Source organism: Bradyrhizobium sp. C9 (genome assembly GCF_002532045.1).
Taxonomy (GTDB): Bacteria; Pseudomonadota; Alphaproteobacteria; order Rhizobiales; family Xanthobacteraceae; genus Bradyrhizobium.
Genome location: NZ_NWTG01000037.1, coordinates 1 through 21,793, shown reverse-complemented (window position 1 = coordinate 21,793; position 21,793 = coordinate 1). Strand labels below are relative to the sequence as shown.

The window sequence follows — 21,793 nt, the reverse complement described above, 5'->3', positions numbered from 1 at the left end:
CTGCGGTCGCACGGATTGCTTCGTCGCTTCGCTCCTCGCAATGACAGTCGGGCTATTTGCGCGCCAACTCCGCCACCACTTCCTTCGCCGCCCGCTCGCCGCTGTCCCGTGCGCCATGGGCGGTCGAGAAGAAATGCGGTGACGTCGCCTCTCCGGCGAAGAACAGCCGGCCGTCGACCGGTGCGGCGAGCACGGCGCGCTTGTCGGCGTGGCCGGGCAGCGCGTGCGAGTAGGAGCCGCGGGCGAACGGGTCCTGCGCCCAGCGGGATTCGCTGAGCGGCTTCAGCTTGCGGCGGAAATCATTGCCGAGGAAGGAGACGATCTCGTCGATGCTGTGCGCGGCGATGGCGCCGTCGCCGGCGTCTTCAAGCTCACGTGCGAAGCGGCCGCCGAAGAAGCCCTCGATGCAGGGCTGGCCGAACGGGCGGATGTGATAGGTGCCCATCTCGGTGCGCATGGTGGCGCCGCGCAGATTGCCTTCCTTGGGCAGCGCCTCGGGCTCGGCGAGCGCCAGCGTCACCTTGTCGGCGAGGCCGAGCGGCAGACCGCGCGCGGCGTCGAGCTTGTCGGGCAGCGCAGGCACAAAGCGGATCGCCTCAATGGCGATCAGATCGGTCGGCACGGTGACGATCACCTTGTCCGCCTCCAATGTGCCGCGCGAGGTTTCGATGCGGACGCGCTTGCCGGAATGATCGATCAGCCGGACCTCGCAGTTGCGCGCGACCGATACCTGCTCGCCATAGGCCGCGACCAGCGCGCCGTAGCCGCGCCTGACGCGCCAATTGACGTTGCTGTCCTCATAGGCGTCGAAGTCGAGGATCGAGAGCTGGTCGAGCTCGCAGCCGTTCACATAGGTCGAGATCGCATCGATCATCGGGTTCCAGCGGTTGCCGGGCTCGAGATAGCGATCGGCGGCGCCGTCCTTGCCGCCGCGCGCGGCCTGCTCGATGCGGTCGTAGAACTGGTCGAGCGCGAGCATGAACGCGTCGCGGTCGGCCTGCGGGAATGCCTTGCCATAGGCGCGCTCGCGCCAGGGCGGCAGGTCCGTGTTGAGCTCGAAGCCGAGCTGCTCGGCGATGCCGACGAAGCCGTTCTGGTCGGCCGAGTGTAGCCAGCCGCAGCCGACGTCGAACACGACGTCAGGCGCAGCCTGGATCGTATGGGCGCGGCCGCCGAGGCGGTCGCGGGCTTCCAGAGCGATGCTGGAAAGGCCGGTGCCCTTCAGCGCATGCGCGGCGCCGAGGCCCGCAGCGCCGGCGCCGATGATGGCGACATCGACCGTGGAGGGAAGGGAACTCATGTCCCGGCTCTAGCACGTCTGGAAAGACGCCTGAAGTCACCACGCGCATGACTGTCATCACCCGCGCATGCGCATGCGGGTGATCCAGTATTCCAGAGATAGGGAGATTGAGCCGATAGGCCGCGGCGTACTGGGTGCCCCGGTCAAGCCGGGGCACGACAGATGAGGCTTACGCCACCGCTTCCTTGGCCTTTTCGGCGCGCTTGCGGTCGTTTGGATCGAGATGCTTCTTGCGCAGCCGGATCGACTTCGGCGTCACCTCGACGAGCTCGTCGTCCTCGATATAGGCGAGCGCCTTTTCCAGGGTCATCCGGATCGGCGGCGTCAGGCGTACCGCTTCGTCCTTCGAGGTGGTGCGGATGTTGGTGAGCTGCTTGCCCTTCAGCACGTTGATCTCGAGGTCGTTGTCGCGGGTGTGCTCGCCGACGATCATGCCCTTGTAGACCTTCCAGCCCGGCTCGATCATCATCGGGCCGCGGTCTTCCAGCTTGAACATCGCATACGCCACCGCTTCGCCCTGGTCGTTGGAGATCAGCACGCCGTTGCGGCGGCCCTGGATCTCGCCCTTGTAGGCGGCATAGCCGTGGAAGATGCGGTTCATGATCGCGGTGCCGCGGGTGTCGGTGAGCAGTTCGCCCTGGTAGCCGATCAGGCCGCGGGTCGGCGCGTAGAACACCAGCCGCAGGCGGTTGCCGCCGGACGGGCGCATCTCGATCATCTCGGCCTTGCGCTCGCTCATCTTCTGCACGACGACGCCGGAATGCTCCTCGTCGACGTCGATCACGACCTCTTCGATCGGCTCCTGCCAGGCGCCGGTCGCCTCGTCCTTCTGCAGCACGACGCGCGGGCGCGACACCGAGAGTTCAAAGCCTTCGCGGCGCATGGTCTCGATCAGGATCGCGAGCTGCAATTCGCCGCGGCCGGAGACTTCCATCGAATCCTTGTCGGCGGCCTCGACGACGCGTAGCGCGACGTTGCCCTCGGCCTCGCGCATCAGGCGGTCGCGGATCATGCGCGAGGTCACCTTGTCGCCTTCGGTGCCGGCGAGCGGCGAGTTGTTGACGATGAACGACATCGACACCGTCGGCGGATCGATCGGCTGCGCCGGCAGCGGCGTCTCGACCGAGGGATCGCAGAAAGTGTCGGCGACGGTGCCCTTGGTGAGGCCCGCGATCGCGACGATGTCGCCGGCCTCGGCTTCCTCAAGCGGAGTGCGCTCGAGGCCGCGGAAAGCAAGGATCTTGGTGAGGCGGCCGGTCTCGATCAGCTTGCCGTCGGCGGACAGCACCTTGACCTGCTGGTTCGGCTTGATCGAACCGGAGGAGATGCGGCCGGTGATGATGCGGCCGAGATAGGGGTTGGCCTCGAGGATGGTGCCGATCATCCGGAACGGACCTTCCTCGACCTTCGGCGGCTCGACGTGGCGCACGATCAGGTCGAACAGCGGCTGCATGCCGAGGTCCTTCGGACCCTCCGGGCTCTCCGCCATCCAGCCCTGCTTGGCCGATCCATACAAAATCGGGAAGTCGAGCTGTTCCTCGCTGGCGTCGAGCGCCGCGAACAGGTCGAACACCTCGTTGATGACTTCGGTCGGGCGCGCGTCGGGACGGTCGACCTTGTTGATCACGACGATCGGCTTGAGGCCGATCTTGAGCGCCTTCGACACCACGAACTTGGTCTGCGGCAGCGGACCTTCGGCGGCGTCGACCAGCACCAGCGCGCCGTCCACCATGTTGAGGATGCGCTCGACCTCACCGCCGAAGTCGGCGTGGCCAGGGGTGTCGACGATGTTGACGCGGATGTCCTTCCACTGCACCGAGGCGGCTTTCGCCAGGATGGTGATGCCGCGCTCACGCTCCAGGTCGTTGGAGTCCATGGCGCGTTCGGTGACCTTCTGGTTCTCACGGAAGGTGCCGGATTGCTGCAGCAGGCGGTCGACGAGGGTGGTCTTGCCGTGGTCGACGTGGGCGATGATGGCGACGTTGCGAAGGTTCATGGCTCTTCTTCTGGTCGTGCAATGGTCAGATGCGCGATCTCGCCGGACCAGTTTGGCCGGCCGCTCGCTCGCGTGGCCCAATCGGGGCCCGGATCACGCTCATACCCAAGAAATTTGACGGGGACGCATCACCCCAAAAAGGAAGCCCGGTCGTCAGGACCGGGCACCTTGCGCGTTGCGGCGCAATATAGTCAGAAAACGCCAAAAAACAATGATTTATTGGTGGTTTGAGGGCCTGATTTTCGCTCTGGAAGCCGGTTTTGAGAGGCTTTTAGGGCCTTACTTCCGGGATGGGGTCTCCGCCAGCCCAGCGCCCATCTTGGCGTTGAGAATGGCGCACAGGACCCCCGGGATCAGCAGGATCACTCCCGCCACGAGCATGAAGGCGGTCAGGCAGCCGTTGCGTCGGCGCGGTTCCAGAGGCCTGTGCGGCGGCGGCGTGTCGGGATTGCTCATCGGTTTGGACTGTTCAGTATTTCCGCGGCCGGGTCGCCAGCCAAACCAGCCAGGCACCAACGAAGCCGATCGTGCCGATCACCAGCAGAATGGGCAGATCGGCCGCCCTGAACCTGATGTCCGATTTGAGGCTGCCGAGGACCGTGCAAACAGCCGGCAGCAGCATCAGCGCCCCGGCCATAAACGTCAGGAACGGCAGACAGCCACTCGCCACCGAGGAAGGCGGCGGCGGTGACGGCGGAGGCGTGTCGCCGGTCTCGCTCATGTGCTGTCGAACCGCCCGTCAGCGCTGCCCCGTGATCGCGGCACGGATCAGCATCACGCCGGCAAAGCAGACCGTGAGCCCGAGCAGGATCAGGAAGAGAATGGAGGGATCGGTTCTCGACTCGCTCAGGACGCCGAAGCCGAACAGCAGCGCGCAGAGCCCGGGCAGCAGCAGGAACAGCCCGAACAGCACCATGAACGCGGTCGCGCAGCCGCCGCGTTGCGGCGGGAGTGGCGGAGGGGGTGCCTGCGCTGGTGCAGGCGGCACGGGAGGAGGATTGGTCTCGCTCATGGCTGTTGGTCCGCCCGTGGGTTCATGATGCGAGCCGTCCCTAGGAGCCGGGCCTGCGGATGGCCCACCAGATCACGGCCACGCCGACGCACGCAACAAGCAGGCAGGCGGCGACGAACTGAAGATCATCGGACGCCATCTTGGCGACGCCGGCAAATACGAAGAGCAGCGCGCAGAGGCCGGGCAGCAGCAGAATGACGCCGGCGACGATCATCAGCGCGGTCACGCAGCCGTTGCGCTGCGCCGGAGGGCGAGGTGAAAGCGGTGCGCCGGTCTCGCTCATCTTGGCACCTCCTCGCTTTGCCGTGCCTCCCGATAGGTCTGGCCGGTCATCGCAGCGCGGATGCCATCGATTTTTCCGTCGCGATAGAACAGATTGTAGGTGTCGAACGGGATGATCGTGCCGCTCTCGGTGACGAAGTGGATACAGCTTCGCTTGACGTTGCCGACGCAGAAATTGAAGCGATCGAGAAACTGCACGATGGTGACGCGGAACACGTTCTCGTAGCTGAGGCCGTCCGGCACCTCGAAGCTCGGCAGGCAGCACAGCAACTCGCAGACCCGCTCCGAGGTGTTCAGCGGCCCCGACGACAGCGAGAACAAATCGACGAATTTTTCCCGCAGCACCGGATATTTTTCCGGGCTGATCGTGTTCGGCATCACGGCGACGAGCTGCTCCTGCGGGATCAGCGAGGTCAGCGGCAGCACCCTGTCGCCGTTGCGCAGGCCGTAGCCGATCGAGATGCTCTCGGGATTGCACGGCAGCGGGATCATGTCCTTGTCGCCGAACACCCCGGTCTCGATCACGCGCTGGCGGATCTCCGACAGCATGATGCGATCGGTATTCTTGTCGAAATTCTCGTTGCGGCCGGCGTCCTGCACCGGCTGCAGCGTGACGCCGCGGACGCACTTCCACGTCAACGCGTGGCGGACGATATCTCCGATCTCGGCATCGTTGACGCCGCGCTTGACGGTGGCGACCAGCGTGGTCGAGACGCCCGCGCGCTCGAGATTCTCCAGCGCCTGCTGGCGGATCTTGCGCAGGTCCGCGCCACGCAGATTGACCAGCGCCTCGCGCTTCAGCGAGTCGAACTGCAGATAGACCTCCAGCCCGCGCTTGTTCTCGGCGAGCTTCGCCACGAAGTCCGGCTCGCGCGCGATTCTGAGGCCGTTGGTGTTGATCATGACGTGACGGATCGGGCGGGCCCGCACCGCGTCCAGAATGGCGAAGAAATCCGGATGCAGCGTCGGCTCGCCGCCGGAGATCTGCACGAGGTCAGGCTCGCCCTCGCTCGCCACCAGCGCGTCGAGCATCTTCTCGATCTTCGCCAGCGGCGTGAAGCTGGTACGTGCCGGCGAGGAATCCGCGAAGCACACCGGGCAGGTCAGATTGCAGTGCTCGGTGATCTCGATCAGCGCCAGGCAGGAGTGCTGCTCGTGGTCCGGACACAGTCCGCAATCATAGGGGCAACCGAATTCGGTGTGGCGCTGGAAGGCCAGCGGCCGGTCGCCGGGCTTGATGAAATCCTTGCACAGCCGCCAATAGGCGGAATCGGTCGAGACCAGCGTCGACTGCACGCCGTGCTGCTTGCAGCGCTTCTCGTACCAGACCTCGTTGCCTGATATCTGGATCTTGGTCGGCACCAGGGCCAGGCAGGCCTCGCACAACGATTGGGTCTGGCCCCAGAAGATGTAGGGGCGGGACTTACGCAGCGGCGCGTTCATGCATCACACTCACATTCGGGGCCGTCGCCAGCATGACGGCGGCATAGACCATGACAAACAGCGACAGCAGGTGGAACAGCGAGAACGGCCCGATCAGCGCGCCATAGGGCTTGATGAACTCCCACACGAAGCGCTGCAGGCCGTAGTAGAACAGCACGAGGTAGAATCCATTGGTGATGACAGTGGCGTTGCGGTTCAACACGGCCCAGACATAGAAGGCCGCGAACGCCGCCATCGCCAGGCTCTCGTAGAGCTGCACCGGATGGCGCAGGACGCCGTCGCCGAAATCGTGGCCCCAGGGCAGCGTGGTCGGCGTGCCGTAGGTGAAGTCCTCGAGGCCCGCGAAATAGCAGCCGAGCCGGCCGACCGCGACGCCGATCGCAAGCGGCAGCGCGAACCGCGCCCCGGTGCGCAGCGAAATGCCGTGCCGCCATTTGTAGAGCTCGATCGCGACGATGCCGCCCGCGAGCGCACCCTCGACCGAGCGGGCGATGCCGGACATGCCGGAGAACCACAGGTTCAGCGTACCGAAGATGTAGGCGCCGATGCCGGCGCCGAACACCAGCGCGGCGATGTACGTCAGCTCGAAGGATTGCCGCGGGAATTGCAGCCCGCGCACCCGGGATAGCCACCACATCGCGACGGCGGCTGCGCACCATGCTGCAACGTCGAAAATGGCGTGAAGTTCAGCCCCACTCATCAGGCGAGTGTAGCGTGATTTTCGCGGTGGGCGATAGCGGGTTCCCGATTGCGGCCGGCCGTCTAGTTCGCCGGGTTGTCCTCGCTTGGATACACCCCGCGCAGCACTTCCTCGAAGTGATCCTTCACCGCCTCGTTGCACAGGCAGGAGCGCAGCTTGAGCTTGTCCGGGTCGCGGATCACGATCGCGCCGCGGCGCGTGTCCAGCACGCCCTCCGCCTTGAAGTTCTGGATCACCCGGCTGGTGTAGCTGCGGCCGACGCCGAGCAAGGTCGAGAGCTGCTCATGCGTCAGCGGCACCACGCCGTTGCCATTGGTGCGCTCGATCGCCGAGATGATCCATTTCGCGGCGCGCTGCTCGATCGAGTGGATCGCATTGCAGGCGGTTGACTGGAAGATCTGCGCCAGCATGCAGTCGGCATAGCGCGCGAAGATGTTGCGCACCGAGATCGAGGTCAGCTTGGCGGCGTCGAGCTTGCTGATCGGCAGTCGCACGAACGGCCCGCCGAACTTGACGGTGATGCGGGTATAGGCCGGCAGGAATCCCTGGCTGACGATGCCGCCGACCGCGCCCTCGCGGCCGACCAGGATGGTCTCGACGTCACGGCCGTCCTCGTTGCCCACCATGTAGGACGCAAGGCTCGGCCCGCATGGGAAATGCACGATCTGGACATCGTCGCCGGGATTGTAGAGCAGGTCGCCGGCCGCCGCCTCGACCACCGCAAGATGCGGTGCGATCAGCTCGTAGTCGGCGGCGTTCAGCCGGCGCAGCAGGTTGTTGAACGGCCGGTCGTTCGTCCCGGCCACATCGGTCCGTTTCGCAATCATTGGAAAATCCTGAAGACCCAACGCCGACCATACTGAAGAAGTTCCAACTTTTATGTGCACTAGTGAACAGACGCGGCACCTTGCGATGTGATGGGTTTCATCCCGGGAACAGCCGGCGTGCTTTCGGGCGCCGGTCGCGGGCCATCCGGCCGGACTGATCCGGTCTCTCATCCATCATCGAAGAAATGGACCCTGAGCAATGGAATCCGCCCCCAATGCCGGCATGCCCGGTGATGTCCTTGTGGTCGAGGACGATCCGATCATCTCGCTCTATTTCGAGGACACCATCCTCGGCTTCGGCGCCCGGACGGTGCGCACCGCTGCGAATGTCGCCCGTGCGCTTGAATTGATCGCCGAGCGCGCGCCGGATTTCGCGCTCCTCGACGTCGGCCTCGTCCGGGGCGAGAAGACCTTCGCGATCGCCGAACGGCTCGATGCATTGAAGGTGCCGTTCGCGTTCGTCACGGGCTACGGCGCGGACATCAGGCTGCCGGAATCGTTCGCCGGCAAGCTGCGGCTGACCAAGCCGTGTTCGAGCGAGGCGCTCGAAGCCGCGCTGAGAAACGGGCACTGACCGATCGCCGGGCTTCGGCCTCGCCGTCGGTGCATCTGTCGTCTACCATCCGACCTATGGATTCGGCGACGCACAGGCATCGGGAAGCCATCATGGCGATCAGGACATCTGCCGCCGCGCGCGCAGCGGCGCTCTCTCTCGGGCTGTTGCTCGCGCCGCCGCTCGCTGCGACCGTCGTCGGTAGCTTGGTGTCTCCCGCGGGTGCTGAGCCAGCTGCACCGACGAGCGAGCAATCGGCCGCGCTCAAGACTTACGACAACGCCCTGAAGAACTTCGTCTCGATCCTGCGCCAGCGGCGCGCGCAGATCGATGCCGGGCAGCCGCTGCCGAACCTGCCGGGCCAGGCGATCTATCTGGCCCGCGTCGAGATGATGAGCGCCTACAAGGATCTCACCGATGCGCTGCCGTCGCGGATCGGAAGGTCCAGCAGGCTGGGAATCCCGCCGGCCTATTTCGACGCCGACAATGAGCCGCTGCTCGATGAGTACCGGAAGCTGTTCGACCTCATGGAGGCGCCGCCCGCCGGTGCGCAAACATCCGATACGCCATTCAAGGACGTCGTCGACCTGGCGACGGTGATTGCGCGCGCCAAGGGGCTCGATGCGACAGGCGCCGCCACCGCGGGCCGCATCAGCCTCGGCCTGTTCTTTGCCGAGACGAACGGCAAGCAGAATGCGGGAAATGCGCGGTCGAACACCTACAAGGGGAGCCTGCAGACCGGCCCGTCCGAAGATCGCAACGGCCAGAAGAAATGGGCCGCCATCAAGGGATCGATCGCAGCCCTCGATCCGGCACTAAGCCGTCGCGACGACAGGGAGGAGGCCCGGGCCGGCAATCTCGACCATCGGTTCAATCACTGGACCGCGGTGCGCGATGCGCTCATGAACGCACATGCAGATGTTTTCCCACAGGTCCCGGCGATCGCAAAGGCGCTGCCCGATCCAATCGATCAAATGAAGCTCTTCGAGCTGATCCAGATCATTCCCAGCCCGACTAAGGCCGCGCTGAAGTCGGGCAATCTCGTCGGCTACAGGATTTCCGATCCCAGGATCATGGGGTATCTGCGCAACAACAGCGTCTTCGCCTTCGGCCGCGCCGACCGGGCCAAATCATCTGCGACCTTCCGCGAAATCCTCGATGCGATGTGGTTGTTCAACGCCAAGTTCGAACAGGCGCTGGCCAAGCTCAGCGAGCTCAAGGCGGGCAAACCGGGCTGAGCGGGCAAGTGCCGATCGCTCGGCCGTCAGAGCGGACCGAACAGGGCCCATCGCGGGTCGCAGAATTCCTTCACGGCCGAAGCGACGCCGCCGGCGATGCTGTTGCGGCGCTCTGGCGAGCCCATTTTGAGCTCTTCGTCCCGGTTTATGATCGAGCCCGCCTCCAGCAAGACGGCGGGCATCGCGGTCTTTCTCAGCACGATCAGCTCATCGTAGCTGTAGACGCCGGTTTCCTTGTTCAGCAGCGGATGCTGGTCGCGACCCATGATTGCCTGGCTGTATTGCTCGGCATAGCGAAGCCCCTGGGCCTTCATTTCGCCGGCGACCAGTTCGGCGAACCGCAGGCTCGTCTCGAAGTCCGGGTTCTCCCGGGAGACGAACACGGAGTAGCCGCTGAAGCGGTCGCTGAAGTGGCCTTTCCTGCCCTCGAATTCCCAGTCCTCGAGCATCTTGTTGGGCACGGAATCGTGGTGGATCGACAGCAGGAGATCCGCTCGCAGATTGTTGGCGCTCGCGACCCGCCTGAACAGGCTGGGTCTTGCCTTGCCCTCGGTCAGAAGCAGCCTGGTTTCGGCAAAGCCTTCGGCCTTCAGCTTCTCCTCGATCAGCCGCGCAAGGCGCAGGTTGAAGGCGAACTCGGCGACGTTGCGGGCGCTGATCGCGCCTTCCGATTCAGCGGTATGTCCGACGTCGAGCACGATCCGGAATGTCGCGGGATCGCATTTCCCCGCGGCCGGCTTGGAAACGGAAGGCGGCAGGGCGACCGGCCCGAGGGCGGCAAGCCGCGTGGCGCGAGGCTTTGATGGCGCGCGGTGCCTTGCCAATCGGGCCGGCTTCGCCGATTTCGCGCGCTTTTGCGATTTGGGATGCTTCGATGAGATCTTGAAGAGATCAGGCAGCCAGCCGGCATTGCCGGTTTCGATCGGCAGCAGCGCGAACACAGCGATCGCGACGACAAGCAAGCGGTGCGGCCGAAGCCCCACGACGATGCCACCGAGCACGCGAATCAATTCGCAGCGCCTCATGCTCCGCCCCTCCGGGCCCCCAGCATAACGGCTGTGATATCGGTACCGGAAGAGGCTGGTCGCGTCCATCCCCCGTCAATCGCGGCGCCCTTGCTTTCGGGGCAAGGGCGTCGAGGACAGGGGCGTCAGGTTCCGTCGTGGCCGCGACTACACCGGCTTCGGATCGAGCGTGATCGCCCACAGCTCGGCGTCGACGCGGTCGCGCAGGCTCACCGTCATCTGTCCGCTCTTGCCGTCGATCTTGACGTGGCCGAAGAACTGCATGCCGGCCGACGGCGGCAGGTTCTGGTTGGCCTCGCCCGGCGCCTTGACGAACTTCACCTCGGGTCCAAACGTGTTGTCGAGCTCGTTCGGACCGAACGTGCCGGCATGCAGCGGGCCGGAGACGAACTCCCAGAACGGGTCGAACTCCTGGAACTGGGCCTTGTTCGGGTTGTAGTAGTGCGCGGCCGCATAGTGCACGTCGGCAGTCAGCCACACCGTGTTGGCGATGCCGGCGGTCTTGACGAAGCGCAGGATGTCGGCGATCTCGAGCTCGCGGCCGCGCGCCGGTCCGTCGCTCTGCGCAAAGGCTTCCGAGCCCTTCTTGTTCGCGGCATCGTCATAGACGATCAGCGAGAGCGGCATGTCGGAGGCGATCACCTTCCAGGTGGCGCGCGAGTTGAGCAGCGCGCGCTTCAGCCAGGCCATCTGATCGGGCCCGATGAAATAGGCGTCGGGGCCGTAGGTCTCCTGCAGGTTCGGACCGTTGGGGCCGCGATAGCTGCGCTCGTCGAGCATGAACACGTCGAGATGCGGGCCGTAGCTCAGTGTGCGATAGACCCGGCCCGGCTCGACGATGCTCTCGCGCATCGGATACATCTCGTGGAAGGCCTTTGCCGCGCGCGCGGCGAGTACGTTGATGTCGCGCTCCTTGTAGGCCGCCGGCAGCTGCTTCGACAGCGACCAGTTGTTGGTCACCTCGTGGTCGTCCCACTGCACGAAGATCGGCACCTCGGCATTGAAGGCGCGCAGGTTGGAGTCGAGGAAATTGTATTTGTGCGCGGCGCGGTATTCGTCGAGCGTCTCGGCGACCTTGGCCTTCTCAGGGATCGTGATGTTCTTCCAGATCTTGCCATCGGGGAGCTTGACCTCGGACGGGATCACGCCATCGGCGTAGATGGTGTCGCCGGAATGCAGCAGGAAATCCGGATTGTGCTTCTTCATCGCCGCGAAGGTGATCATGCCGCCGTCGTCGGGGTTGATGCCCCAGCCCTGGCCGGCGACGTCGCCGCCCCACACGAAGGAGACGTCGCGGCGGTCGCTCGGCGCAGTGCGGAAGCGGCCGACCACGGGCTCGCCGACAACATCGACATGGGCGAGGTCGCGGAACCGGACGCGATAGAAGATGTCCTGGCCGGAGGGCAGATTCTCCAGCAGCATCTTTGCGGTGAAGTCGCTCTCCGGCAGCGCGGTGATCGGCGGCAGCGCGCGGGCATTCTTGAACGAGTCTGACGTCGCGACCTCGACCATCATCTGCGATGGCCGGTCGGCACGCGCCCACACCACGCCACCGTCGACGCCGACATCGCCGGACTGCACGCCATGGGTGATCACCGGGCGATCGGCTGCGCGCGACAGATAAGGCATCGCGATCACGCCGGCGCCGGCCGCAGCAGCTGTCGAGAGAAAGCGTCGGCGGGTCAGATTTCGCGAGAACCGGATCGTCATGGGGAGCCTCCTCAGGTCACAGCGACAATGCGCCGCGGGCGAGCACAGACCTAGAAAAATTCCATGACGGAGAGATTACAGGGGCGGGTGCGCGGGACGGGACAGCGCGAATCGTAAGGTGAGCAGGCCGGTCACTCCCTCTCCCGCTTGCGGGGGAGGGCGGGGTGGGGGCTCTCTCCACGAGTCATTGCGTGGAGAGGCCCTCACCCGCCGCGCTCGGCACGTCGGCCTCCCCCGCAAGCGGGAGAGGTGAAGGAAAGCTCGTGGAAAGATTGCGGGTCGCGTAAACCTTACGCCGTGCCCGCGGCCCTGAACTGGCTCGCAGTCCGCTGCAAATTCTGCGGCATGCTGAGCAGCAGCGCCTTGCGGTCGGCGACGGCGTTGTGGAACTGCTCGAGCGCGATATTGAACGCGGTGAGCGTGCCTTCCTCGATGGCGCCGTGCTCGAAGCAGTCGAGCGTGTGGCGCAGGATGTCGTCGGCTTCTGCCTGCAGCTGGTCGAGCTCGTCGGTCGAATCGCTCTGCCGCGCGGTCTTCAGCATCTCCAGCAGGCGCTCGCGCTGCGAGGTGTTGGTGTTGCGTTCGTCCTGCTTGAGATAGCCGGCGAACCATGCACCGGCCGAGCCCATCGCCGAGAACGCCATCAGGCTCCACCAGATGTAATCGCTGTAGCGGTCGAGGAAGGTCTTTTCCTCGCCGTCGACGAAGGCGGCAGCGCCCGGATGCACCGGAATGGTGGCGTCCTTGTCGGTATCGGGCGTCTCGATCTTGGCGGCGAGCGGGAAGTCGTTCTTGAGCGACTGCCGGATCGCGAACAATTGCCGGGTGAAGGCCGCGACCGTTGCGTCCGACAGGCCCTTTCGCGCGACGATATGGTGCGAGAAGCTGATCGTCTTCACCTCGTCGTCCGGCCGATCGGCCGAGCCGAGCGAGCCGGCGGGAATTTCCGCGGCCTCATAGGCCGGATGGTTCTGCGCGATCGCCTCGGACGCATCGATCGGCAGGAAGGTGGGTTCGCCGCCGTCCTTGGCCGACGCCGTGATCGCATCGATCGTGAGCTTGCTGTTGGCCGGACCGACCGCGAGATAGGCATCGGCCTTCAGGTTCTTGATGGCCTCGACCGCCTCATTGGCCGGGAACTGCACGATCTCGACCTTCATCGGGTCGACGCCGTATTGCGTCAGGATCAGCTTCAGCAGATTGACGTTGGCCGGCGTGCGGCCGACGACGCCGATCTTGCGGCCGGCTAGCTGTGCGATCTTGGTGATCTTTGCCGCCTTGCGGCCCTTGCCCTTGGCTGCGGGCGGCACCCACATCACCACGACATTCTTGCGCAGGACCGCGACCGCCTGCGCGTTCTTCGGCACATCGAGGTCGCCGCGGATGATCGCGAGGTCGGCCTTGCCGTCGGCAAGCGTCTGCGCGCTGGCGCTGGCGCCGTCGGTCTGCACCGGTCTCAGTTTGACCTGGGTGTGCTGCTGGTTGTTGAAGGCCTGCGCCAGCGCCTGCACGACCTTGAGGTCATCGCTGTTTGCCGGGCCGACCGCGATCCGCAGCGTCACCGGACGCACCGCGAAATAGTAACCGGCGATCGTCGCGCCGATGATGGCGAGCGCGCCCGCGATCAGGACGAACATCAGCCGTCGCTTTGCAGAGCGCAGCGGCTTGGGCGATATGCTGGCGGAGCCGTCTGTCATCGATCTCGCAAACAATCGTCGGGGCTCAATCTCGCAAAACTACCAACGCGCACACATGAAGCATTTGTAGCAAATTCCTGGAGCCACAGATGTTACATCTGCGTCATGGTTACCAGCGGCGATAGGACGCTATTTCGGCCTTATTTTCGGCATGGATCCACCCTGGAGGCCGGTTGTTAGGCTAAGGTCGGCGCCAAACGGGAGGGTTACCATGGTCGAAAGGCTGTCAGCGGAAGCAAGGAAGGCCGCGCTCTGGGAACTGGCCGGCTGGTCGGAGCTGGCCGGCCGCGAGGCGATCGCAAAGACGTTCGTGTTCAAGGACTTCAACGAGGCCTTTGGCTTCATGGCGCGCGCCGCTTTGGTCGCCGAGAAGAGCGATCATCACCCCGAATGGAAGAATGTCTACAAGACCGTCGAAGTCGTGCTGGCGACCCATGATGTCGGCGGGGTGACCAAGCGCGATATCGACCTCGCCAAGGCGATGAACGCGATCGCACGGCAGCTCGGGGTCAGTTGACCCGGCCGCGCGCAACCTTGCGCCGGTTGGCCGACATCCCCAGATTCGCAACGTCCGCCGCCGATCCGTCGCGCGGCGCCAAAGGGAACCTGGCGATGCCATCGACCGACACCGGTGTGGGATTCGGGCCTGCCGACCGGCTCGCGCAGGACCCGGAAAGCGTGCGCCGCCGCTTCTGGATCAAGTTCAAGAAAGTGGTAGCGCGGCTGCCGTTCGCCGAGGATCTGCTCGCGGCCTATTACTGCGCCTTCGACCGGCAGACGCCGCGCCATGTCCAGGCCGCACTGCTCGGCGCGATCGCCTATTTCATCCTGCCGTTCGACTTCATCCCGGACATGCTGCCGGTGCTCGGCTTCACCGATGATGCCGCCGTGCTCGCAACCGCGATCCGCATGGTGGCAAGCCACATCACCCCGGAGCACCGCGAAGCCGCACGCGCCGCGTTGAAGCGCGGAGTCCCGGAAAACGCGGAGTAAGACGCAGCCCGGATTTCGCTGCGCTCCATCCGGGCTACGCGATCTCAGCTCAGCTTCCCGGATGCAGGATCACCTTGCCCATCGCCTTGCGGCCGGCGAGCACCTTCAGCGCTTCTGCGGTCTGCGACAGCGGGAAGGTGCGGTCGACATGCGAGGAGATCTTGCCTTCCGCGGTCCACTGCACGAGCTTTTCGAGGTTCTTGCGGTTCTTCTCCGGGTTCAGCCGCGCCCAGGCGCCCCAGAACACGCCGCGGATGTCGCAGCCCTTGAGCAGCGCGAGGTTGAGCGGAATCTTCGGTATGTCGCCGGCGGCGAAGCCGATCACCAGGAAGCGGCCTTCCCATGCGGTCGAACGCAGCGCGGCCTCGGCATAGGCGCCGCCGACCGGATCGAACACGATGTCAGCGCCCTTGCCACCCGTCAGCTTGCGCAGGCCTTCTTTGAGATCTTCCTTGGCGTAGTTCAGCGTCAGCTCGGCGCCGTGCTGCTTGGCGAACGCGAGCTTCTCGTCCGACGATGCGCAGGCAATCACCTTCAGGCCCATCAACTTGCCGAGTTCGCACGCGGCAAGGCCGGTGCCGCCGGCGGCGCCGAGCACCGCGAGCGTCTCGCCCGGCTTCGGGCTCGCGCGATCTTCCAGCGCATGCAGCGCGGTGCCGTAGATGATGATGATGCCGGCGGCGCGGTCGTAATCGAGATTGTCGGGAATCTTCACGATCGTATTCGCCGGCAGCGCGATCTTGTCGCGTGCGCCGTTGTGGCCGCATGACGCAACGACGCGGTCGCCGACCTTCAGATCGGTGACACCGGCGCCGACGCTCTCGATCACGCCGGCGACTTCGGCGGCCGGCGAGAACGGGAACGGCGGCTTGATCTGGTACTTGCCCTGGATCATCAGGATGTCGAAGAAATTCAGCGCCGCCGCCTTGATCGCGATCACGGCTTCGCCGGGACCCGCAACCGGATCGGGCACGTCAGCCAGCACGAGATCGTCGGGTTGACAGTATTGCGAGCAGAGGATGGCTTTCATGGACACACCTGAGTTTCGGACGCAAAAAGAGCTGCAAGATCTTTGACTACAAGCTTCATGCCGGATTTGCGGCGGAGCGACAATACAGTGCGGAGGGATCAAACTATGTTTGAAAAAGGCCTGCTAGCAAAAAAGCGCATCCTGATCACCGGCGGCGGCTCCGGCCTTGGTGCTGCGATGGGCCGACGCTTCGCCGAACTCGGTGCCGAATTGATCATCTGCGGACGTCGCGAGGCGCTGCTGGAGGAAACCGCCGCGAAATTCCGCAGCGAGCTCGGCGCCAAGGTGTCGACCGCGCGCTGCGATATCCGCGACGGCGCCGCGGTCGAGGCGATGATGGATCAGGTCTGGCAGGACGCGCCGATCGACGTACTCGTCAACAATGCTGCCGCAACCTTTATTGCGCAGAGCGAACATTTGTCATTCCGTGCGGCGGACGCGATCCTCGCGCCGACGCTGCATGGCACGATGTACTGCACGCTCGCCGCCGGCCGCCGCTGGATCGAAGGCAAGCACAAGGGCGTGGTGCTTTCGATCCTCTCGACCTCGACCATCACCGGCCGCGCCTTCACGGTGCCGTCGTCGATGGCCAAGACCGCGGTGTTGGCGATGACCAAGAGCCTTGCCGTCGAATGGGGCCCGAAAGGCATCCGCACCGTGGCGATCGCGCCGGGCGCGTTCCCGACGCCAGGCGCGACCGGACAATTGCGTCCGGAGGGGCGCGGCGAGACCTGGTCGCATCGCAACCCGCTCGGCCGCGCCGGCGAGCATTCCGAGCTTGCCAATCTCGCGACCTTCCTGATCTCGGATCAGGGCGGCTACATCAATGGCGAGATGGTGGTGCAGGACGGCGGCGCGCATTTGCGCAGTTCCGGTGCCGAAGACCTGCTGCAATGGACCGATGCGCAATGGGAGAGCCAGCGCGCGGCGCGCGCCAAAGGCTGATGAAGGGGTGATCAAGCGCTGATGCGCGACAACAAGCGCTGAGCAAGAATCGAGAATCAATCGGCGTGCGCGGGGCTATCGCCGGCGCGCGCGTTCGGACCTGACTGCCTTCCCAAAAAAGCGTTTCCCGGTTATCCATCCGAGCCGGCGGAGGGGAATCGCCGAGCCATCTTCCAGTCACAATGATGGGGAACCAGTTGGCCGTGCGGCAAATTCTGACATCACTGGCTGTTTGTGTCGTGTGCGGGATCGTCTCCCTTGCGCAGGCGCAGGCTGCACCCAAAAAGGAAGCGGCCAAGCCGGCGCCTTCGGCGGCTGCGGCTGCGGCCGGCGGTGCGGAGCCGACGCTGATCGGCCAATTCGGGACCTGGGGCGCCTACACGGCATCGCCCAACGGCAAGAAGGTGTGCTTTGCGCTCGCCAAGCCGTCGTCGTCGAAGACCAACCCACCGAACCGGCCGCGTGACCCGGCCTATGCCTTCATCTCGACCCGTCCAGCCGAGAAGGTCGTCAACGAAGTCTCGATCATGATCGGCTACACCGTGAAGCCGGGCTCGGAATCGACGCTCCAGGTCGGCGGCGGCACCTATGCGATGTATACCCAAGGCGACGGCCTCTGGATCAAGAATGCGGCCGAGGAGGAGCGGATGGTGGAAGCCATGCGCAAATCGGCCGATCTGACCGTAAAAGCCGTCTCGGCGAAGGGCACCGAGACGATCGACAGCTTCTCGCTGAAGGGCCTGGCGCAGGCGCTCGACCGGCTTGGGCAGGACTGCCGGCGCTAGAGCATGATCCGGAAAAGTGTGAAGCGGTTTTCCGGAAAGATCATGCTCCAAAATCGGCCCAGAGGGATAAAATTGAGGTATTTGGCGGCTTTCCAGCACCGGCTGGAAGGCCTATTTGAGGCTTCATGACCGACACCGTGACCACGACAGCCGTGTCCGGCGCCAGCGCGCTGGTCGAAAAGGTTCCGCTCGAGACCTATGTGCCGCCGGCCAAGCCGTCGCTGATCGGGCTGTCGCGCGCCGAGATCGCCGATCGCCTTGGCGAGATCGGGGTGCAGCCGGCGCAGCGCAAGATGCGCACCCAGCAGCTCTGGAACTGGATGTATTTCCGCGGCGCCAAGAACTTCGGCGAGATGACCAACGTCTCGAAGGACATGCGCGCCGAGCTCGAGAAGCACTTTACCGTCGACCGTCCCGAGGTGGTCGCCGAGCAGATCTCCAATGACGGCACGCGCAAATGGCTGCTGCGGCTGCCGAGCGGCGACAAGGTCGAACGGCCGCACGAGGTCGAGTGCGTCTACATTCCCGAAACCGATCGCGGCACGCTGTGCGTTTCCTCGCAGGTCGGCTGTACGCTGAATTGCTCGTTCTGCCACACCGGCACGCAGCGGCTGGTGCGCAACCTCACCGCCGGCGAGATCGTCGGCCAGGTCATGGTGGCGCGCGACCGGCTGAATGACTGGGCCGATCGCGAGGACGGCACGCGGCGTGTCACCAACATCGTGATGATGGGGATGGGCGAGCCGCTCTACAATTTCGACGCGGTGCGCGATGCGCTGTTGATCGTCGGCGACAATGAAGGCATCGGCATTTCCCGCCGCCGCATCACGCTGTCGACCTCGGGCGTGGTGCCGAACATCCAGCGCACCGGCGAAGAGATCGGCGTGATGCTCGCGATCTCGTTGCATGCGGTCCGAGACGAATTGCGCAACGAGCTGGTGCCGCTGAACCGCAAATACCCGATCAAGGAATTGCTGCAGGCCTGCCGCGACTATCCCGGCGCCTCGAACGCGCGGCGCATCACCTTCGAATATGTGATGCTCAAGGGCGTCAACGATTCGCTCGATGACGCCAAACTCCTGGTGAAGCTGCTCAAGGGCATTCCGGCCAAGATCAATTTGATCCCGTTCAATCCGTGGCCGGGCACCGCCTATGAATGCTCGGACTGGGAGCAGATCGAGAAATTCTCCGAATACATCTTCAACGCCGGCTATTCCTCGCCGGTGCGCACGCCGCGCGGCCGCGACATCCTCGCCGCCTGCGGCCAGCTCAAGTCGGAGACCGAAAAGCTCTCCGCCCGCGAGCGCCAGGCGCTGCGCGCGATGGCGATGACGGATTGAGCGTTGTGAGCGATCACGCTCTCCGCGACGTCATTGCGAGCGAAGCGATCCATGTCCGAGCTTGCTGAGCCATGGATTGCTTCGTCGCTATCGCTCCTCGCAATGACGGGGAGCTCGTAGCATGGCCTTGATCGGCCGCCTGTTCGTCGTCGCCTTCGGCTTCCTGATGGCCTGCTTCGTCGCCGGGATCATCGTGGTCGTCGCGGTGCTGTATCCCGAGATCAGCGATTTCGGCGGGCAGATCGACCAGAGTGCAATCAACGTCGTTCTCGGCTTCGGCTTCATCTTCATATCCGGCTTTGCGTTGTTGCCCGCGCTGATCGTGGTGCTGATCACCGAGGCGTTCTTCATCCGCAGTGTGCTGGCCTACGCGGTCGGCGGCGCGATCGTCGGCGCGGCCTGCTATCTCGGCCTGGTTCCGTTCGATCCCGACATGATGCAATTCCACGGCATCGTGCGCCGGCACATGGAGATCATGACCGGCGCCGGCATCGTCGCGGGCCTGGTCTACTGGCTGATCGCCGGCCGCACCGCCGGCGCCTGGCGCGAGCCACAGCGCCCGTTGCCGCCGCCCCCGCCATTGCCGTCGCAATCGCCGCGGCCGTGATGCTTCCCATGCCCCATCGCCTCGGCTAAACCGCGCGCCATGAACCGGACCGGACTTTTCATCGCACTGGCGCTCGCGCTCATCATCGGCATCCTGTTCGGGATCTATCCCGAGCTCGACCTGAAACTCGCGGCGCTGTTCTACGATGCCGCGGAAAACACTTTCCCCGTGAAGCTCGACGCGGTGGCGTCGTTCGCGCGCGATGCGGCGATGTGGATCGCCTGGGCGCTGGTGCTGCCGGCGATCGTGACCATTGTCTGGAAGTTCATCCGGCCGGATCGGCCGATGCTGATGTCCGGCCGCGCCGCGGTGTTCCTGCTCACCACGATGCTGCTGTCGGCCGGAGTGCTCACCAACCTCACCTTCAAGAACTATTGGGGCCGGCCGCGGCCGGTGTTCGTGACCCAGTTCGGCGGCGACCTGCCATTCAAGCCGTGGTGGGACCCGCGCGGCGGCTGCCCGCGCAACTGCTCGTTCTTCTCCGGCGAGGGTGCCACCGCGTTCTGGACCTATGCGCCGGCGGCGCTGGCGCCGCCCGCCTGGCGGCCGCTGGCCTTTGCCGGGGCGACCGTGTTCGGCATCGTCACCAGCGGGCTTCGCATGGCCTTCGGCGGCCACTTTTTCACCGATGTGGCGATCGCGGGCCTGGTGTCGTTCTTCACCGTCTGGCTGTTCTATGCGCTGATCTACCGCTGGGCCGCGACCCGGCTGACCGACGAGGCGGTCGATGCCGCGTTGACGCGGCTGGCGATGCCCGGTTACCGGCTGATGCAGCGCTGGCGCCGGGGCGGCCAAGCGGAGCCGAGCCAGCCGGAAGCCTGATTAAAGGCGTGCCCAGGCTCCGGAAATTTGATATTCGCCCAGCGTAATCATCCCGATTTCGACCGATTGGACCGTCCCATGAGTACGATTCTGAAAAGCCTGCCCACCGGCGAGAAAGTCGGCATCGCGTTCTCGGGCGGGCTCGACACGTCAGCGGCGCTGCTCTGGATGAAGCTGAAGGGTGCCAAGGTCTTCGCCTACACCGCCAATCTCGGCCAGCCCGACGAGGCTGATTACGACGCGATCCCGCGCAAGGCGATGGATTTCGGCGCCGAGAAGGCCCGCCTGGTCGATTGCCGCACCCAGCTGGTGCATGAGGGTATCGCCGCGATCCAGTCGGGCGCGTTCCACATCTCGACCGGCGGCATCACCTATTTCAACACCACCCCGCTCGGCCGTGCGGTGACCGGCACGATGCTGGTCGCCGCGATGCAGGAGGACGGGGTCAACATCTGGGGCGACGGCTCGACCTTCAAGGGCAACGACATCGAGCGCTTCTATCGCTACGGCCTGCTGACCAATCCGAGCCTGCGCATCTACAAGCCCTGGCTCGACCAGCAGTTCATCGACGAGCTCGGCGGCCGCGCCGAGATGTCGGCGTTCATGACCGCGCAGGGCTTTGCCTACAAGATGAGCGCGGAGAAGGCCTATTCGACCGACAGCAATCTGCTCGGCGCGACGCATGAGGCCAAGGATCTCGAGAGCCTTGCGAGCGGCATCACCATCGTCAATCCGATCATGGGCGTGCCGTTCTGGCGCGCCGATTGCGACGTCAAGCCTGAGAAGGTCGTGGTGCGTTTCGAGGAAGGCCAGCCGGTCGCGCTGAACGGCAAGACGTTCGCCGATCCCGTCGCGCTGTTCCTCGAAGCCAATTTGATCGGCGGCCGCCATGGCCTCGGCATGAGCGACCAGATCGAGAACCGCATCATCGAGGCCAAGAGCCGCGGCATCTACGAGGCGCCCGGTATGGCGCTGCTGCACATCGCCTATGAGCGGCTCGTCACCGGCATCCACAACGAGGATACCATCGAGCAGTACCGCATCAGCGGCATGCGGCTCGGCCGCCTGCTGTACCAGGGCCGCTGGTTCGACTCGCAGGCCCTGATGCTGCGCGAGACCGCGCAGCGCTGGGTGGCGCGCGCCGTCACCGGCGAGGTGACGCTCGAGTTGCGCCGCGGCAACGACTACTCCATCCTCAACACCGAGAGCCCGAACCTGACCTATGCGCCGGAGCGGCTCAGCATGGAGAAGGTCGAGGACGCCGCCTTCTCGCCGGCCGACCGCATCGGCCAGCTGACGATGCGCAATCTGGACATCGCCGATACCCGCGCCAAGCTCGGCCTCTACAACAAGACCGGCCTGCTCTCGAGCGGCGAAGGTTCGCAGATCTTCCAGCTCGAGAACGACAAGGATTGAGCGTCAACGCTAATTCGGGGTCGTCCCGGCGAAGGCCGGGACCCATATGTGGACGGCCCCCGTGGCACAAGA

The 21,793-nt window shown here is 64.9% G+C and carries 23 protein-coding genes; 10 read left to right on the top strand and 13 right to left on the bottom strand.

Annotation, left to right across the window (positions count from 1 at the left end):
- Positions 1-52 precede the first annotated feature (52 nt).
- The 9 genes from CO675_RS37230 to CO675_RS37195 all read right to left on the bottom strand — a co-directional run bounded on the left by CO675_RS37230 (position 53) and on the right by CO675_RS37195 (position 7,560).
- Entirely contained in the window at positions 53-1,300 is a 1,248-nt protein-coding gene (locus CO675_RS37230; protein WP_097676850.1) for a flavin monoamine oxidase family protein, read from the bottom strand.
- Positions 1,301-1,469: 169 nt separating this feature from the next.
- Positions 1,470-3,296: a translational GTPase TypA gene (gene typA / locus CO675_RS37225; RefSeq protein WP_050400796.1), complete on the bottom strand. Its 1,827-nt coding sequence runs from the start codon at positions 3,294-3,296 to the stop codon at positions 1,470-1,472.
- Between the two features lie 279 nt (positions 3,297-3,575).
- Positions 3,576-3,752, bottom strand: coding sequence for a hypothetical protein (locus tag CO675_RS41225; RefSeq protein ID WP_198964882.1), 177 nt, complete (start codon positions 3,750-3,752; stop codon positions 3,576-3,578).
- A gap of 13 nt (positions 3,753-3,765) precedes the next feature.
- Entirely contained in the window at positions 3,766-4,017 is a 252-nt protein-coding gene (locus tag CO675_RS37220; RefSeq protein ID WP_097676849.1) for a hypothetical protein, read from the bottom strand.
- Between the two features lie 18 nt (positions 4,018-4,035).
- Positions 4,036-4,308 carry a hypothetical protein gene (locus tag CO675_RS37215; protein ID WP_097676848.1) on the bottom strand — a complete coding sequence of 91 codons (273 nt, stop codon included), beginning with the start codon at positions 4,306-4,308 and terminating at the stop codon, positions 4,036-4,038.
- 40 nt (positions 4,309-4,348) lie between these two features.
- Entirely contained in the window at positions 4,349-4,591 is a 243-nt protein-coding gene (locus CO675_RS37210) for a hypothetical protein (RefSeq protein WP_097676847.1), read from the bottom strand.
- A complete protein-coding gene (locus CO675_RS37205; RefSeq protein WP_097676846.1) occupies positions 4,588-6,033 on the bottom strand; it encodes a radical SAM protein in 1,446 nt (481 codons plus the stop codon). The genes CO675_RS37210 and CO675_RS37205 overlap by 4 nt, the downstream gene beginning before the upstream one ends.
- Entirely contained in the window at positions 6,014-6,733 is a 720-nt protein-coding gene (locus CO675_RS37200) for a prolipoprotein diacylglyceryl transferase (RefSeq protein WP_097676845.1), read from the bottom strand. The genes CO675_RS37205 and CO675_RS37200 overlap by 20 nt, the downstream gene beginning before the upstream one ends.
- Positions 6,734-6,795: 62 nt before the next feature.
- On the bottom strand, positions 6,796-7,560 hold the full coding sequence (locus CO675_RS37195) for a Crp/Fnr family transcriptional regulator (protein ID WP_097676844.1): 765 nt from the start codon (positions 7,558-7,560) through the stop codon (positions 6,796-6,798).
- Positions 7,561-7,759: 199 nt separating this feature from the next.
- Between CO675_RS37195 and CO675_RS37190 the strand changes: the two genes are divergently transcribed.
- Both CO675_RS37190 and CO675_RS37185 read left to right on the top strand, forming a co-directional pair.
- Positions 7,760-8,134, top strand: a complete 375-nt coding sequence (locus tag CO675_RS37190; RefSeq protein WP_097676843.1) for a response regulator — start codon at positions 7,760-7,762, stop codon at positions 8,132-8,134.
- A 92-nt stretch (positions 8,135-8,226) separates the two neighbouring features.
- Positions 8,227-9,351 carry a hypothetical protein gene (locus tag CO675_RS37185; protein WP_097676882.1) on the top strand — a complete coding sequence of 375 codons (1,125 nt, stop codon included), beginning with the start codon at positions 8,227-8,229 and terminating at the stop codon, positions 9,349-9,351.
- A gap of 26 nt (positions 9,352-9,377) precedes the next feature.
- On the opposite strand, the gene CO675_RS37180 is transcribed toward CO675_RS37185, so the two are convergent.
- The 3 genes from CO675_RS37180 to CO675_RS37170 all read right to left on the bottom strand — a co-directional run bounded on the left by CO675_RS37180 (position 9,378) and on the right by CO675_RS37170 (position 13,783).
- Entirely contained in the window at positions 9,378-10,376 is a 999-nt protein-coding gene (locus CO675_RS37180) for an N-acetylmuramoyl-L-alanine amidase family protein (protein ID WP_245453079.1), read from the bottom strand.
- 147 nt (positions 10,377-10,523) lie between these two features.
- Complete coding sequence (locus CO675_RS37175; RefSeq protein WP_097676842.1) at positions 10,524-12,086, bottom strand: alkaline phosphatase D family protein; 1,563 nt, start codon at positions 12,084-12,086, stop codon at positions 10,524-10,526.
- A 290-nt stretch (positions 12,087-12,376) separates the two neighbouring features.
- Positions 12,377-13,783 (bottom strand): TAXI family TRAP transporter solute-binding subunit, encoded by a 1,407-nt coding sequence (locus CO675_RS37170; RefSeq protein WP_245453078.1) that lies wholly within the window; start codon positions 13,781-13,783, stop codon positions 12,377-12,379.
- Positions 13,784-13,994: 211 nt separating this feature from the next.
- Between CO675_RS37170 and CO675_RS37165 the strand changes: the two genes are divergently transcribed.
- Together CO675_RS37165 and CO675_RS37160 are read left to right on the top strand one after the other, a co-directional pair.
- Positions 13,995-14,300, top strand: coding sequence for a 4a-hydroxytetrahydrobiopterin dehydratase (locus tag CO675_RS37165; RefSeq protein ID WP_050404938.1), 306 nt, complete (start codon positions 13,995-13,997; stop codon positions 14,298-14,300).
- A gap of 95 nt (positions 14,301-14,395) precedes the next feature.
- Positions 14,396-14,776, top strand: coding sequence for a YkvA family protein (locus tag CO675_RS37160; RefSeq protein ID WP_097676879.1), 381 nt, complete (start codon positions 14,396-14,398; stop codon positions 14,774-14,776).
- 49 nt (positions 14,777-14,825) lie between these two features.
- Here CO675_RS37160 and CO675_RS37155 read toward each other — a convergent pair whose 3' ends face one another.
- A complete protein-coding gene (locus CO675_RS37155; RefSeq protein ID WP_097676841.1) occupies positions 14,826-15,806 on the bottom strand; it encodes an NADPH:quinone oxidoreductase family protein in 981 nt (326 codons plus the stop codon).
- A 105-nt stretch (positions 15,807-15,911) separates the two neighbouring features.
- Between CO675_RS37155 and CO675_RS37150 the strand changes: the two genes are divergently transcribed.
- The 6 genes from CO675_RS37150 (at position 15,912) to argG (ending at position 21,721) form a co-directional block, all read left to right on the top strand.
- On the top strand, positions 15,912-16,751 hold the full coding sequence (locus CO675_RS37150) for an SDR family oxidoreductase (protein ID WP_097676840.1): 840 nt from the start codon (positions 15,912-15,914) through the stop codon (positions 16,749-16,751).
- A gap of 182 nt (positions 16,752-16,933) precedes the next feature.
- Entirely contained in the window at positions 16,934-17,536 is a 603-nt protein-coding gene (locus CO675_RS37145) for an invasion associated locus B family protein (protein WP_502693447.1), read from the top strand.
- Between the two features lie 125 nt (positions 17,537-17,661).
- The gene (gene rlmN / locus CO675_RS37140) at positions 17,662-18,876 is read left to right on the top strand and encodes a dual-specificity RNA methyltransferase RlmN (protein ID WP_097676839.1); all 1,215 of its coding nucleotides are present in this window, start codon (positions 17,662-17,664) and stop codon (positions 18,874-18,876) included.
- A gap of 121 nt (positions 18,877-18,997) precedes the next feature.
- Entirely contained in the window at positions 18,998-19,483 is a 486-nt protein-coding gene (locus tag CO675_RS37135; protein ID WP_097676838.1) for a hypothetical protein, read from the top strand.
- Positions 19,484-19,522: 39 nt separating this feature from the next.
- Positions 19,523-20,305 carry a phosphatase PAP2 family protein gene (locus tag CO675_RS37130; protein WP_097676837.1) on the top strand — a complete coding sequence of 261 codons (783 nt, stop codon included), beginning with the start codon at positions 19,523-19,525 and terminating at the stop codon, positions 20,303-20,305.
- A 78-nt stretch (positions 20,306-20,383) separates the two neighbouring features.
- Positions 20,384-21,721 carry an argininosuccinate synthase gene (gene argG, locus CO675_RS37125; RefSeq protein WP_097676836.1) on the top strand — a complete coding sequence of 446 codons (1,338 nt, stop codon included), beginning with the start codon at positions 20,384-20,386 and terminating at the stop codon, positions 21,719-21,721.
- Positions 21,722-21,793: the final 72 nt, after the last annotated feature.

Bases quoted from the DNA above. Each gene is read 5' to 3' on its own strand.
- CO675_RS37185 (WP_097676882.1), top strand. From the start codon at position 8,227: ATGGCGATCAGGACATCTGCCGCCGCGCGCGCAGCGGCGCTCTCTCTC.
- CO675_RS41225 (WP_198964882.1), bottom strand. From the start codon at position 3,752: ATGAGCAATCCCGACACGCCGCCGCCGCACAGGCCTCTGGAACCGCGC.
- CO675_RS37205 (WP_097676846.1), bottom strand. From the start codon at position 6,033: ATGAACGCGCCGCTGCGTAAGTCCCGCCCCTACATCTTCTGGGGCCAG.
- CO675_RS37130 (WP_097676837.1), top strand. From the start codon at position 19,523: ATGAACCGGACCGGACTTTTCATCGCACTGGCGCTCGCGCTCATCATC.
- argG (WP_097676836.1), top strand. From the start codon at position 20,384: ATGAGTACGATTCTGAAAAGCCTGCCCACCGGCGAGAAAGTCGGCATC.
- CO675_RS37190 (WP_097676843.1), top strand. From the start codon at position 7,760: ATGGAATCCGCCCCCAATGCCGGCATGCCCGGTGATGTCCTTGTGGTC.
- CO675_RS37165 (WP_050404938.1), top strand. From the start codon at position 13,995: ATGGTCGAAAGGCTGTCAGCGGAAGCAAGGAAGGCCGCGCTCTGGGAA.
- CO675_RS37175 (WP_097676842.1), bottom strand. From the start codon at position 12,086: ATGACGATCCGGTTCTCGCGAAATCTGACCCGCCGACGCTTTCTCTCG.
- CO675_RS37155 (WP_097676841.1), bottom strand. From the start codon at position 15,806: ATGAAAGCCATCCTCTGCTCGCAATACTGTCAACCCGACGATCTCGTG.
- CO675_RS37150 (WP_097676840.1), top strand. From the start codon at position 15,912: ATGTTTGAAAAAGGCCTGCTAGCAAAAAAGCGCATCCTGATCACCGGC.
- CO675_RS37230 (WP_097676850.1), bottom strand. From the start codon at position 1,300: ATGAGTTCCCTTCCCTCCACGGTCGATGTCGCCATCATCGGCGCCGGC.
- CO675_RS37215 (WP_097676848.1), bottom strand. From the start codon at position 4,308: ATGAGCGAGACCAATCCTCCTCCCGTGCCGCCTGCACCAGCGCAGGCA.
- CO675_RS37210 (WP_097676847.1), bottom strand. From the start codon at position 4,591: ATGAGCGAGACCGGCGCACCGCTTTCACCTCGCCCTCCGGCGCAGCGC.
- CO675_RS37135 (WP_097676838.1), top strand. From the start codon at position 18,998: ATGGCCTTGATCGGCCGCCTGTTCGTCGTCGCCTTCGGCTTCCTGATG.
- CO675_RS37195 (WP_097676844.1), bottom strand. From the start codon at position 7,560: ATGATTGCGAAACGGACCGATGTGGCCGGGACGAACGACCGGCCGTTC.
- CO675_RS37200 (WP_097676845.1), bottom strand. From the start codon at position 6,733: ATGAGTGGGGCTGAACTTCACGCCATTTTCGACGTTGCAGCATGGTGC.
- CO675_RS37180 (WP_245453079.1), bottom strand. From the start codon at position 10,376: ATGAGGCGCTGCGAATTGATTCGCGTGCTCGGTGGCATCGTCGTGGGG.
- CO675_RS37220 (WP_097676849.1), bottom strand. From the start codon at position 4,017: ATGAGCGAGACCGGCGACACGCCTCCGCCGTCACCGCCGCCGCCTTCC.
- CO675_RS37160 (WP_097676879.1), top strand. From the start codon at position 14,396: ATGCCATCGACCGACACCGGTGTGGGATTCGGGCCTGCCGACCGGCTC.
- rlmN (WP_097676839.1), top strand. From the start codon at position 17,662: ATGACCGACACCGTGACCACGACAGCCGTGTCCGGCGCCAGCGCGCTG.
- CO675_RS37170 (WP_245453078.1), bottom strand. From the start codon at position 13,783: ATGACAGACGGCTCCGCCAGCATATCGCCCAAGCCGCTGCGCTCTGCA.
- typA (WP_050400796.1), bottom strand. From the start codon at position 3,296: ATGAACCTTCGCAACGTCGCCATCATCGCCCACGTCGACCACGGCAAG.
- CO675_RS37145 (WP_502693447.1), top strand. From the start codon at position 16,934: ATGATGGGGAACCAGTTGGCCGTGCGGCAAATTCTGACATCACTGGCT.